Source organism: Devosia naphthalenivorans (assembly GCF_003056355.1).
Taxonomy (GTDB): domain Bacteria; phylum Pseudomonadota; class Alphaproteobacteria; order Rhizobiales; family Devosiaceae; genus Devosia; species Devosia naphthalenivorans.
On the sequence record NZ_PYVW01000004.1, the window covers coordinates 35,941 to 47,819 of the forward strand.

The 11,879-nt window shown below is 62.3% G+C and carries 11 protein-coding genes; 1 reads left to right on the forward strand and 10 read right to left on the reverse strand.

Annotated elements, in window-relative coordinates:
* Positions 1-2: 2 nt before the first annotated feature.
* From C8264_RS07490 to C8264_RS07530, 10 genes are all read right to left on the reverse strand, one after another.
* Positions 3-2,372 carry an aldehyde dehydrogenase family protein gene (locus C8264_RS07490; RefSeq protein WP_108460363.1) on the reverse strand — a complete coding sequence of 790 codons (2,370 nt, stop codon included), beginning with the start codon at positions 2,370-2,372 and terminating at the stop codon, positions 3-5.
* A 124-nt stretch (positions 2,373-2,496) separates the two neighbouring features.
* Positions 2,497-3,486 carry a deoxyribose-phosphate aldolase gene (deoC, locus tag C8264_RS07495; protein WP_108460364.1) on the reverse strand — a complete coding sequence of 330 codons (990 nt, stop codon included), beginning with the start codon at positions 3,484-3,486 and terminating at the stop codon, positions 2,497-2,499.
* The gene (locus C8264_RS07500; RefSeq protein WP_108460365.1) at positions 3,483-4,277 is read right to left on the reverse strand and encodes a purine-nucleoside phosphorylase; all 795 of its coding nucleotides are present in this window, start codon (positions 4,275-4,277) and stop codon (positions 3,483-3,485) included. Before C8264_RS07500 ends, deoC begins: the two co-directional genes overlap by 4 nt.
* A gap of 11 nt (positions 4,278-4,288) precedes the next feature.
* Positions 4,289-4,699, reverse strand: coding sequence for a cytidine deaminase (locus C8264_RS07505; protein ID WP_108460366.1), 411 nt, complete (start codon positions 4,697-4,699; stop codon positions 4,289-4,291).
* A gap of 117 nt (positions 4,700-4,816) precedes the next feature.
* The gene (locus C8264_RS07510; protein WP_108460367.1) at positions 4,817-5,782 is read right to left on the reverse strand and encodes an ABC transporter permease; all 966 of its coding nucleotides are present in this window, start codon (positions 5,780-5,782) and stop codon (positions 4,817-4,819) included.
* A gap of 3 nt (positions 5,783-5,785) precedes the next feature.
* Positions 5,786-6,916, reverse strand: a complete 1,131-nt coding sequence (locus C8264_RS07515) for an ABC transporter permease (protein WP_108460368.1) — start codon at positions 6,914-6,916, stop codon at positions 5,786-5,788.
* Positions 6,913-8,508, reverse strand: coding sequence for an ABC transporter ATP-binding protein (locus C8264_RS07520; RefSeq protein WP_108460369.1), 1,596 nt, complete (start codon positions 8,506-8,508; stop codon positions 6,913-6,915). The genes C8264_RS07515 and C8264_RS07520 overlap by 4 nt, the downstream gene beginning before the upstream one ends.
* Before the next feature lie 13 nt (positions 8,509-8,521).
* Entirely contained in the window at positions 8,522-9,526 is a 1,005-nt protein-coding gene (locus C8264_RS07525; protein WP_108460370.1) for a BMP family lipoprotein, read from the reverse strand.
* Positions 9,527-9,709: 183 nt separating this feature from the next.
* Complete coding sequence (locus C8264_RS22700) at positions 9,710-9,832, reverse strand: hypothetical protein (RefSeq protein ID WP_281261437.1); 123 nt, start codon at positions 9,830-9,832, stop codon at positions 9,710-9,712.
* Between the two features lie 114 nt (positions 9,833-9,946).
* The gene (locus tag C8264_RS07530) at positions 9,947-10,411 is read right to left on the reverse strand and encodes an SRPBCC family protein (protein ID WP_108460371.1); all 465 of its coding nucleotides are present in this window, start codon (positions 10,409-10,411) and stop codon (positions 9,947-9,949) included.
* 226 nt (positions 10,412-10,637) lie between these two features.
* On the opposite strand from C8264_RS07530, the gene C8264_RS07535 reads away from it, so the two are divergent.
* Complete coding sequence (locus C8264_RS07535) at positions 10,638-11,864, forward strand: cell surface protein (protein ID WP_108460372.1); 1,227 nt, start codon at positions 10,638-10,640, stop codon at positions 11,862-11,864.
* The last annotated feature ends 15 nt before the right edge of the window (positions 11,865-11,879 follow it).

Below are 11,879 nucleotides of genomic sequence, written 5' to 3' on the forward strand. Positions count from 1 at the left end.
TCCTACGCCCCGTACGGAATCCAGACGTTCTTGACCTGTGTGGCCTTGCTCAGGAAATAGTCGCCCTCGAAACGCCGGTCGGCAAGATCGTAGTCGAGGCCACGCGTGGTCCAGGTCTGTTTGACATTGGTGATCGAGGCTTTTTCCACCATGGCCGAGGCTTCGGCGGAGCCGGCGAACCAGAGGGCGTCGACGCCGTCGTGTTCGGCCAGGGTCTTTGCCAAGGTCACGCTGTCGCCGGTGACGATGTTGACGACCCCGGCAGGCACGTCGGAGGTTTCCATGACCTGATAGAGGTCGGTGATGGACAGCGGCGATGTGGCCGATGGGACCAGCACCACGGTATTGCCCATGGCCAGCGCCGGAGCGATCAAGGCGATCGAGCCAAGCAGCGGGCGGGAGAGCGGCGCGACGATGCCCATGACGCCGAGAGGCTCGACCATGGCTGCGGCGACAGCGCGCAAGGGCGGATTGTGCACCGCACCATCGTATTTGTCGGCCCAGCCGGCGAAGGCGAACAGGCGTTCGACGGAGAGCGCCACTTCTTCCGCACCGTCTTCGCCGGTCTGCGCCAGAATCCGCGCGGCGAACTCGTCACGGCGATAGTCTAGGTTTTCTGCCAGGAAATAGAGGATTTGCGCGCGGGAGTGAGCGGCGGTGGTAGACCAACCGAGAGCGGCGCGGGCCGCTTCCACGGCGTTGCGGATGTCCTTGCGGTTGCCGTCGCCCACTTCACCGATGAGCTTCCCGGCGGGGTCAAGCACGGGGCGGCTATAGCCGCTGTCGGGGCGGGCCTGCTTGCCGCCGATATAGTTCTTTGCGGTCTGGTCGAGATGGGCGGCGTCGAGGGGGGAGATTCCCGTTTTTGCGGGGATGACATTGTGGGCGGGGGCGGGCTTGAGGTCCTTCTCCCAAGCGGGTTTCAAATACGCTGCCATGCCTTCGCGGCCGCCTTCGCGACCGAAACCGCTTTCCTTGTAGCCGCCGAAGCCGACGGCGGCGTCGAAATTGTTGGTGCCGTTGATCCAGACCACGCCGGCCTTGATCCTGGGCGCGATATCAAGCGCCAGATTGATGTTCTCACTCCAGATGGTGGCGGCAAGGCCATAGCGGGTGTTGTTGGCCAAGGCGACAGCTTCCTCGGGCGTGCGGAAGCTCATGGCGACGAGGACCGGTCCAAAGATTTCCTCGGTCACCATCGTATTGGCGGGGGAAACGTTGGTGACCAGAACGGGCTTGAGGAAGCAGGTGCCGCCGGGCAATTCGCCATCGGGCTCATAGATCACCGCGCCCTCCGCGGCGCCGCGCTGCATAAGGTCACGGATGCGCTCGACCTGCACTGGCGCGACCAGCGCGCCGATGTCCACCGACTTGTCGAGCGGGTCGCCGACGCGCAGCGTGGACATGCGCTTCTTGAGCTTGGTGATGAAGCGCTCCTCGATGCTCTCCTGCACCAGAAGCTGCGAGCCGGCGCAGCAGACCTGGCCCTGATTGAACCAGATGGCATCGACGAGCCCTTCGATGGCGCTGTCGATGTCTGCGTCGTCGAAGACGATATAGGGCGACTTGCCGCCAAGCTCGAGCGAGAGACCCTTGCCGGTGCCGGCCGTTGCGGCGCGGATGGCCTTGCCCACTTCGGTGGAGCCGGTGAAGGCGATCTTGTCGATGCCCTTATGGGTGACGATGGCCTCCCCGGTTTCACCCTGGCCGGTGACGATGTTGACGACGCCCTTGGGCAGGCCAACGCGTTGGCAGATCTCGGCGAACAGCAGCGCAGTCAGCGAGGTGAACTCGGCGGGCTTGAGAATGACGGTGTTGCCTGCGGCAAGAGCCGGGGCAATCTTCCAGGCGAGCATCAGCAGCGGAAAATTCCACGGGATGATCTGCCCACAGACGCCGTAGGGCACCTGATCGGGGAATTCGCGCGCCAGATGCTGCGCCCAGCCGGCGTGGTGGTAGAAATGGCGGGCGACCAGCGGAATATCGATGTCGCGGCTCTCGCGGATCGGCTTGCCGTTATCGAGGGTTTCGAGCACGGCGAAGAGGCGTGAGTGCTTCTGGATGGCGCGGGCGATGGCGTAGAGATATTTGCCGCGTTCGTAGCCCGACAGCGCGCTCCACGGCCCAAAAGCGGCGCGGGCCGCGTTGACGGCAAGATCGACGTCCGCAGGTGCTCCCTCCGTCAGGTCGGCCAGCTTTTCGCCGGTGGCCGGATTGTCCGTTGCGAAGGTTGTGCCCGGTTCGGTCCAGTCACCATCGATGAAATGACCGAATTTGCGCTCGTGGCTATCGAGCCATGCGATTGCTTGATCGGCGGCTTCGGGCGCCGGGCCATATTCGAGAGTTTCGAAGATTTGCGCGATCTTGTTCATTCGATTTCTCCGGCTCCGTGCAACGGACCTCGTGGTTCGACAGGCTCACCATGAGGTCCGACCGAAAATCGGCGCCTCAGGAGCCCTCATGGTGAGCCTGTCGAACCACGAGGGCGGCGCGCACCTAGATCATCGGCTGGCGATAATCAGCCGCGTAGTGTCCGGTCAGGCCATGCTCCATTTGCCGTTCTATATCGGTGAGCAGTGAACTCGCCCCGAAGCGGAACAGGTGCGGCTGCAGCCAGTGGGTGCCCAGCTCTTCCTTCATCAAGGCCATGTATTTAAGGGCGTCGCCAGCCGTGGAGATGCCGCCCGCCGGCTTGTAGCCGATCTCGATGCCGGTTTCCTCCGCGAACCAGCGGATCATGCGGATCATGGTGAGCGAGGTCACCAGGTTGGCATTGACCTTTTCCTTGCCGGTGGAGGTCTTGATGAAGTCGGCGCCGGCCAGCATGCAGACGAGGCTCGCCTTGGCGATATTGGTCTGGGTGGCAAGCTCGCCGGTGCCCAGAATGGTCTTGATATGCGCTTCGCCGCAGGCCTTGCGGAAGGCGCGGACCTGGTCGTAAAGCGCTTGCCAGTCGCCGCGCAGCACCATGCCGCGCTCGATGACGATGTCGATTTCCTCGGCGCCGTCCGCGACCGAAAGTTCGATTTCGCGCAGCTTGGTTTCGACCGGCGCCAAGCCGTGCGGAAAGGCCGTGGACACCGCCGCAACCGGAATTTCCGAGCCCTTCAGTGCAGTCACCGCCGTCTTGACGAAGCTGTGGTAGACACACACGGCGCCGGGCAGGATACGCAGATCGCCCACATCGAGCTGGTCAACGATATCCTGGCGTAGCGGGTGACGGGCCTTGGCGCAGAGGCGTTCGACGCGGCCGGGCGTATCGTCGGCATTGAGCGTCGTCAGGTCGATCAGCGTGATCGCCCGGAGTAACCAGGCCAGCTGGTATTCCTTCTTGACCGTCCTGCGAGTGCCGATGGTCGAAGCGCGCCGCTCCAGCGCCGAGCGGTTCATGCGGACGCGGCCGACCCAATCGAGATCCAGCGGGAAGCCCGGGTTGCGCTTGTGAACGGCTTCTGACCTGTGGCTATCGACAATTTTCAGGCTCATAGTTCCTCCACCAGCGCGGGGATGAGCTTCTTGAGCTTTTCCGCGCCCTGCACAGCCATGGTCTTGGTGTGCTCATGGCTGATGTTCTCGGCCGAGAGCCCGGCGCCCATATTGGTGATGGACGAGCAGGCCCACACTTTGAGCCCCAGGAAACGCCCCAGGATCACCTCTGGTGCCGTGGACATGCCCACGGCATTGGCACCCAGCCGGATCGCCATCTGGATTTCGGCCACGGTCTCAAAGCTGGGGCCAGAATACCAGAGATAGACGCCTTCGCCGAGCCTGATATCGAGCCGCTCGGCCAAGCCCCGTGCCTTGGCGCGCAGGTCGGAAGCGTAGCAATCGACCATGTTGACAAAGCGGCGGTCGGTGGCTTCCCCGATCAGCGGGTTCATGCCGGCGTAGTTGATGTGGTCGGCAATGAGCATCAGATCGCCCGGGCGGAAGCGCTCGTCGACGGAGCCGGCGGAGTTGGTCAACAGCAGGCTTTGCGCGCCCAGTTCGGCCATGGCTTCGAGCGCCGGACGCATGGCGGCGGCGTTGCCGTGTTCGTAATAGTGTTCGCGACCGGACAGGATTGCCACGCGCTTGCCGCCCATGGTGCCGATAAGGAGGTCGCGCCCATGGCCGGAAACGCCGCCACCTGGGAAGCCCTTGAGTTCGGAAAAGGGGATGGTGACCTTGTCGGCCAGTTGATCTCCGATGGCCGAAAGGCCTGAGCCAAGCACGATGGCCGCGGAGATGGGCTCCTTGCCGGCGATCTTCTGGATGGTCCTGGCGGCTTTGCTCATGGGGTTACTCTTCACTTCGGCAAGTATTCGGGACCAAAGCTGTGCGGCAGCAATTGTTCCAGGGTTTGCACCAGCGGTTCGCCGTCCACGCCATGGGAGATGACGGTGACATCGAGGTTGGCGAATTCGCGGAGGCGCTGGCGGCAGCCGCCGCAGGGGGTGACGGGCGCTGTGCCGGGCCCCGTGACATAGATGCGGGTGATGCGGCGGGCCCCGCCGGCGATCATGGCGGCGATGGCGGAGGCTTCAGCGCAATTGCCCTGCGGATAGGCAGCGTTTTCGATGTTGCAGCCGGAGTAGATCTTGCCGTCTTCGGCCAGGATCGCCGCGCCCACGGAGAAGCGCGAATAGGGCGCATAGGCCTTGGCACGAATGGCTTCGGCTGCTTCGAACAAGGCTTGGTCGGTTTGTGTTTTCGACATCGGTATCCTCAGTAGACCTCGTCCTGAGCCTGTCGAAGGACGGAGTCGTGGCACGATTAGTGTTCCCGACCTCGTGGTTCGACAAGCTCACCATGAGGTCTCCGAATGACCGGTGTGCTAGCGCTCCTTCGTGTACGGCACGCCGCCGGCTTTGGGACCAACGGCCTTGCCGATGAAGCCGGCGAGCAGTACGACGGTCAGCACATAGGGCAGCGCCTGGATGGCTTGCACCGGCACTTCAATGCCGAACAGTTCGGCACTTTGGAGGCGGATTTGCAGCGCATCGAGGAAGCCGAACAGCAGGCAGGTGAACATGGCCGGCACAGGCTTCCACTTGGCAAAAATCAGCGCGGCGAGCGCGATATAGCCCTTGCCGGCGGTCATGTTGTTACCGAAGCCCGAGCCTTGAGCGATGGAAAAATACGCACCGGCCAGGCCGCAGAGCAGCCCAGTGATCAGCACCGCCTGGAAGCGAAGCTTGTTCACCGAAATGCCGGCGGTATCGACCGCCTTGGGGTTTTCGCCAACGGCACGCAGGCGCAGTCCGAAGCGGGTGCGATAGAGCACATAGGCGGTCACAGCCACCATGGCGAAGGCGATGTAGACCAGGAGGTAGTGACCCGAGATCAGGTCAGCGTAGATTGGACCGAGGATTGGCACGCCGGACAATTCGGCAGCAAAGGGGAGTTGGATCGCGCCGAAGCGGCCATCCGGCCCAAGGGCCGGCGTGCGGCCGCCCTGGTGGAACCATTGCTGGCCCAGAAAGGTAGTGAGGCCCGCCGCCAGCATGTTGATGGCCACGCCGGCGATCAGCTGGTTACCCTTGAGGGTGATGGCGGCAACACCCTGCAGGCAGGCCGTCATGACGGACACGGCCATGCCGGCCATCAGGCCGATCCAGGCCGAGCCGGATACGGCCGCTACGGCTGCGGCAGCGAAAGCCGCCGCGAGCATCTTGCCCTCGAGCCCGATATCGAAAATGCCAGCCCGTTCGGAATAGAGGCCAGCTAGGCAGGCGAGCAGCAGCGGCGTGGAGAGGCGTAGCGTCGCGTCGAGGATCGAGAGAATGGCGCCCATGTCCATGGCTTAGCTCTCGCTTTTGACGGTGGAGCGTTCGAGAGCCTCGGCACGGCTTTCCTGGCTGAACAGGGCAAAACCGCGCTGCAGCCCCGGGCGGAAAAGGCCTTCCATCGCACCGGTGAACAGGATCACCAGGGCCTGGATGATGACGACGACCGTTCGATCCAACCCCGAAATGACATATTGCAGCTCATTGCCGCCCTGGTAGAGCGCGCCAAACAGCAGGGCCGCAAGGCCGATGCCGATCGGATGATTGCGCCCCATCAGCGCCACGGCGATACCGACAAAGCCGGCATCGGCGACGAAATCCAGCACCAGCCGGTTCTGGACACCCAATACCTCATTGAAGGCGACCATGCCTGCCAGAGCGCCCGAAAGCGTCATGGTGATCATGATCATGCGCGAATTGGAGATGCCGGCATAGCGCGCCGCCGTCGGGTTGGCGCCCATGGTGCGCAGGGAATAGCCGAAGCGCGTGTGCCAGATCAGGATATAGACCAGTACCAGGGCGAGCAGCGCCACGAAGATGGAGAAGTTGACCGGCGTGTAGTTGAACGGCGCAAAGAACTGCCCAAGCTTGGGCATGCGTCCGGCTTCCTCGATCATCGCCGATTCAGGACCGGACACGCCGGCAGGCTTCAACACGCGATTGAGCATGTAGATCATCAGCGCGGCGGCGATGAAATTGAACATGATCGTGGTGATGACCACGTGCGAGCCGCGCTTGGCTTGCAGATAGCCGGGCACAAATGCCCACACGCCGCCGAACAGCGCGGCGGCGAGCATGGCCACGGGAGCGACGATGAGCCAGTGGGTCTGATCGAGCGCAAGCGCCGTTACGATAACGCCAAGCCCAGCGACATAGGCCTGGCCGTTGGCGCCGATATTGAACAGCCCACCATGGGCAGCAAGCGCCACCGCAAGGCCGGTGAAGATGAAGTTGGTGGCGTAATAAAGCGTGTAGCCGATGTTGTAGCCGTTGCCGAAAGCACCGGTCACGATGGCCCACATAGCGACGAAAGGATTTTGCCCGATCATCAGCACCACCAGACCCGAGATCAGGAAGGCCAGGATCAGGTTCAGCACCGGCAAAAGGGCAATGTCGGCCCAGCGCGGCAATGGACGAAGCGCGCTCATTCGGCGGCCTTTCTGTCGGTGACGCCGGCCATCATCAGGCCCAGTTCGCCTTCGGTGGCGGTGGCCGGGTCGGCCTCGCCCACGATCTGACCGTCGAACATCACGAGGATGCGGTCGGCGAGCGAGCGGATTTCGTCGAGCTCGACGGAGACCAGAAGGATGGCCTTGCCGGCGTCGCGCATCTTGATGATCTGGTTGTGGATGAACTCGATGGCGCCGATGTCGACGCCGCGGGTCGGCTGACCGACCACCAGCACGTCGGGATTGCGCTCCATCTCGCGCGCCAGCACGATCTTTTGCTGGTTGCCGCCGGAGAACAGTGAGCCCTTGAGATTGATGTCGGCGGGGCGGACATCGAAGGTCTTGATCCGTTCGGCGGCTTCGCGCTTGGCGGCGGCGATATCGAGCAGGGGGCCAGTGCCGTAGGTGGGCGTTTCGTGGTAGCCCAGAATGGAATTTTCCCATTCGGAGAAGCTGGTCACCAGCCCCATGCGCTGCCGGTCTTCGGGCACATGGGCAAGTCCCGCCGCGCGGGCGCGGGCAGCGCCATCGTCGCCCTTGAGCGAGAGCGGATTGCCGTTGAGCACAACGTTTCCGGACCTCTGGTCACGCATGCCAGTGACGGATTCGAGCAATTCGGATTGCCCATTGCCCGACACGCCGGCAATGCCGACGATTTCGCCGGCGCGCACGGAAAAGCTCACATCCTTGACGCGGACAATTCCCAGATCATCGGCGACGACGAGGTTCTGCACTTCGAGCAGGGTCTTGCCGGGATGGGCCTCGCCCTTATCAATGCGTAGCAGCACGCGGCGGCCGACCATGAGTTCGGCCAGCTGCTCCGGGCTGGTTTCGGCAGTCTTTACCGTGGCAACCATTTCGCCCTGGCGCATGACCGAGACATTGTCGGTGATAGCCATGATTTCGCGCAGCTTGTGGGTGATCAGGATCACCGTCTTGCCCTGGGCGCGCAGGGTTTCAAGCACGCGGAACAGATCGTCGGCTTCCTTGGGCGTCAGAACGCCCGTGGGTTCATCCAAGATCAGCGTTTCGGCGCCGCGATACAGCGCCTTGAGAATTTCGACGCGCTGCTGCTGGCCAACGGAAATGTCCTCGACGATGGCGTCCGGATTGACCTCCAGGTCGTACTCGGTTTCCAGCCGATCAAGCTCCTTGCGAGCGCGATCGAGGCTGGGCTTGAGCAGGCCAGAATCTTCGGCGCCAAGGATGACGTTTTCGAGGACCGAGAAATTGTCGACCAGCATGAAATGCTGGTGCACCATGCCGATGCCGAGCGCCAGCGCGTGGCGGCTGTCGGTGATGGCATGAACCTCGCCATTGACGCGGATAGTGCCGCTATCGGCGGTGTAGAAGCCATAGAGAATGGACATCAGCGTCGACTTGCCGGCGCCGTTCTCACCCACGATGCCGTGGATAGTGCCGCGCTCGATTTTGAGGTCGATGTCCTTGTTGGCGTGGACCGGGCCAAAGCGCTTGTTGATCTTTTCAAGCTCGATTGCCCAGCCAGAGGCCGGAACGCTTGCAGCGGCCGGTTGGGGCCGCTGCGGATCTTGTGGGTTAATCTCGCTCATCAACTGGCGCGTGTTACAGCGGGCAGCTGGTGTCGGTGGTGTAGTCGTGTACCTCGATTTCACCGGCGATGATCTGGGCCTTGAGATCGTCAAGAACGGCGACGTCCTCGTCGGTGATCAGATCCTCGTTGTGCTCGTCCACGGCATAGCCGACGAAGTCGCCTTCGAGGCCCAGAATGGTCAGGCCCGGGGTAAAGGTGGCGTCATCGCCAGCTTCGGTGAAAGCCTTGATCACGGCGTTGTCGACGCGCTTCAGCATCGAGGTGAGGACCGAACCGGGGTGCAGGTAGTTCTGGTTGCTGTCCACGCCGATCGAGTACTTGCCAAGGTCGGCCATGGTCTGCAGCACGCCCAGACCCGAGCCACCGGCGGCGGCAAAGATCACGTCGGCACCAGCGTCGGAGGCAGCGGTTGCCAATTCGCCCGCGGTGACCGGATCATTCCAGGCGGCCGGGGTGGTGCCGGTATAGTTTTCGATCAGGGTGATGTCCGGGTTCACCGACTTGGCGCCCTGGGCATAGCCGCAATAGAATTTGTGGATCAGCGGAACGTCCATGCCGCCAACGAAGCCGACAGTGCCGGTTTCGGACTTCCGGGCAGCCAGCGCGCCGACCAGGAACGAGCCGGTGTGCTCGTCGAACAGGATGGACTGCACGTTCGGCGCATCGACCACGGCGTCGATCACGACGAAATTGGTATCGGGGAATTCGGCAGCCAGCGGGCCAAGCACGGATTCCCACATGAAGCTCATGACAACGATCGGGTTGGCACCCTGCGAGGCGAAGCGGCGGAGGGCCTGCTCGCGCTGGGCATCGTTCTGCAGCTCGAGCTCAACGTAGTTGCCGCCGGTATCGGCCTTCCACTTTTCAGCGCCGTTATAGGCGGCTTCGTTGAACGATTTGTCGAACTTGCCACCCAGATCATAGATCAGCGCAGGATCGGCGAAGGCGGTACCGGTCAGGACGGCGCTCAGCGCAACGCCACCAGCAATGACCTTGGTCAACTTTGAAAGTTTCATTGATTAGTCTCCCTGTATCGCACTTGAGCGAAGGCGTTAAAGCCAACGGTGCAACCTCCGTGCGCTAGCAAGGGATACAATCGTGCAAACGCGCCTCCTGCAAGAGGGAATCGCGCAAATTTTTCCGGTTGGTCAAAAATTGAGCATGATGCCCACAGCCTTGTTCAGAGGCGACGAGGGCCGCTACCAGAGCGCCAGAATGGAGCCGAACAGGCTCGCCAGATCAGTGTCGCCATAAAGTACGGCAAGCACGGCCAGCGATGCAATGGCAAAAAGGGCAAGAGTGTCGCGCGTCTGAGTGGACATGGGATTTGTTTCAAATGGGCCAGATAGGGTTGGCGATTTGATAACCCATCGAACGGTGGCCGATTGTGATCCTTTCGGGGCAGACGCGGGCATGGTTAGGGTTGGGTTAACCGGCTACTCGGGCGGCAGCGGCGTGACCCCTGCCCCCATCGCCGCACCGAAGCGCTCGAAGAAGCCATCGATGATCCTCTGCGCGGAATTGCCGATCATGGCCTTGCCCAGCTTCATGATCTGGCCTGAAGCGCCACCTTCGGCGGTGAAGACCAGAAGCGTATCTTCGCCCTGATCGGAAAGGACGATGTCGGCAGCGCCCTCGGCCAAACCCAGCAGTCCGCCCTTGCCGCGGCCGGACAGCGTATAGCGTTCGGCGGGTACGATGTTTTCGAGCAGGAGCTCACCCTTGAACACCGGCTTGGCCACGCCCAGGTTCACCTTGATTTCGAGATCAAGCGTCGTGTCGCTGGACCATGCAATGGTGTGACAACCCGGAATGGCGGCCTTGAGCACGGCCGTGTCGTTGAGCGCTGCCCAGACCGCAACGCGCGGTGCCGCGATAATGTAGCGTCCGCCAAAGTCCATCAGCAGGTCCCCTCCCCCAGCGCCCTATTGTGGCCGGAATGCCCCATGAAACAAATGCTTGTCACGCTTGGACGCCCCGCTCTTTACGTGCGGCTTTTTCGCACCAATATGGGCTAAATAGTTGGCCAGGCAGGCAGTTGCAATTGCCACGAGCCGATCCAGCGTCAATCTAGAGCGCGTAGAGCGCAGGCAGCCAACCCGGCGCCAGATATGGGGAGCAAACCGAATGGCCGATCAAGTGACCACCGCAGCAGCAGTCGAGGCAGCACCGGCGAGCACGGCGGCTGAGGGCCCCCTGCAGTATCTGGACAAGGCGGTGAACGCCATTCGCGATCTGGGCGTCTGGCCGGAGCAGCAGGGCGAGCAGCCGATCACGGGCCTTTTGAGCCAGATCACCGAACTTGACGAGACGCGGGTTATCCTGATCGGGCGGACGCTGAGCCAGGCCAGCGCCTTCAACGAAGTGGTGCGCGAGCAGATCGCCGCCATGAAGATTGGCGAACGCTACGAGGAAATCACCAAGGGATTCGATTCCATCCGCGACGATGCCAAGGGCATGGTGGATCAGCTGTCGGACAACAAGCTGGACCTGCTGGAGCGCGCCTCCAACGTGTGGATGAAGGTAAGCCGGGGCGATATCGCCACGCGCTTCAACAAGATCCGTGACACCTATCTTGCCGTCACCAAGGATACCAAGGACCAGATCGATCGCGAGCATACCATTCTCGAGGCCTATCGGGATTTCCGCGGGGCATTGAAGCAGGCTGAGGTGATGGCGCTTGAAGTGCTGGCCGTGGCCGAGCAGCGGCTCGCTGAGAGGAAGACCATCCTCGAAGGGGCATCGTCGGCGGTTGCGGGTTATGCCGGCACTGTCCCCGCCGACCGCGCCCGGCTCGAAATGGACCGGGACGAGAAGCTGCGCGACATGCAGAACGAAGAAAAGCGCTACCAGATCGCCAAGGACCTCTCGGACAATCTCACCATTTCCTACAATACCTCCGAGGTGGTGATGGCGCGGCTGATGCAGACGACCAACGCCAAGGAGCGCGTTTATCAGCAATCCATTTCGTTCTTTTCCACCAACGAGACCGTGCTGACGGCGCTTTCGGCATCGTTCACCGGCATGTTCGGGTTGCATGAATCGACCGCGACGCTCAACGCCATGAAAGAAGGCATGAGCAAGAGCCTCGAAACGCTCAGCGAGATCGGCGACAAGGTGCAGGAAGAGGCGGTTCGGGCCGGATACGGCCCCACGGTTCGTGCCGATGCAGTCAAGAAGCTGGTGGATTCGGTCATCAACTTCCAGGAAAAGAGCCGCACCATCATCAACGAAATGCGCGTCGCCTCGACCAAGAATTCGGCAGAAATTCGCGATGCGGTGGAAGACGGCAAGCGGCGCCTCGCGACCCTTGCGGCCGAGGGCAACGCATTGTTGCTCGAAACCAAGCAATAGGGGAGCGGACCTGGG

Bases quoted from the DNA above. Each gene is read 5' to 3' on its own strand.
- C8264_RS07490 (WP_108460363.1), bottom strand. From the start codon at position 2,372: ATGAACAAGATCGCGCAAATCTTCGAAACTCTCGAATATGGCCCGGCG.
- deoC (WP_108460364.1), bottom strand. From the start codon at position 3,486: ATGAGCCTGAAAATTGTCGATAGCCACAGGTCAGAAGCCGTTCACAAG.
- C8264_RS07500 (WP_108460365.1), bottom strand. From the start codon at position 4,277: ATGAGCAAAGCCGCCAGGACCATCCAGAAGATCGCCGGCAAGGAGCCC.
- C8264_RS07505 (WP_108460366.1), bottom strand. From the start codon at position 4,699: ATGTCGAAAACACAAACCGACCAAGCCTTGTTCGAAGCAGCCGAAGCC.
- C8264_RS07510 (WP_108460367.1), bottom strand. From the start codon at position 5,782: ATGGACATGGGCGCCATTCTCTCGATCCTCGACGCGACGCTACGCCTC.
- C8264_RS07515 (WP_108460368.1), bottom strand. From the start codon at position 6,916: ATGAGCGCGCTTCGTCCATTGCCGCGCTGGGCCGACATTGCCCTTTTG.
- C8264_RS07520 (WP_108460369.1), bottom strand. From the start codon at position 8,508: ATGAGCGAGATTAACCCACAAGATCCGCAGCGGCCCCAACCGGCCGCT.
- C8264_RS07525 (WP_108460370.1), bottom strand. From the start codon at position 9,526: ATGAAACTTTCAAAGTTGACCAAGGTCATTGCTGGTGGCGTTGCGCTG.
- C8264_RS22700 (WP_281261437.1), bottom strand. From the start codon at position 9,832: ATGTCCACTCAGACGCGCGACACTCTTGCCCTTTTTGCCATTGCATCG.
- C8264_RS07530 (WP_108460371.1), bottom strand. From the start codon at position 10,411: ATGGACTTTGGCGGACGCTACATTATCGCGGCACCGCGCGTTGCGGTC.
- C8264_RS07535 (WP_108460372.1), top strand. From the start codon at position 10,638: ATGGCCGATCAAGTGACCACCGCAGCAGCAGTCGAGGCAGCACCGGCG.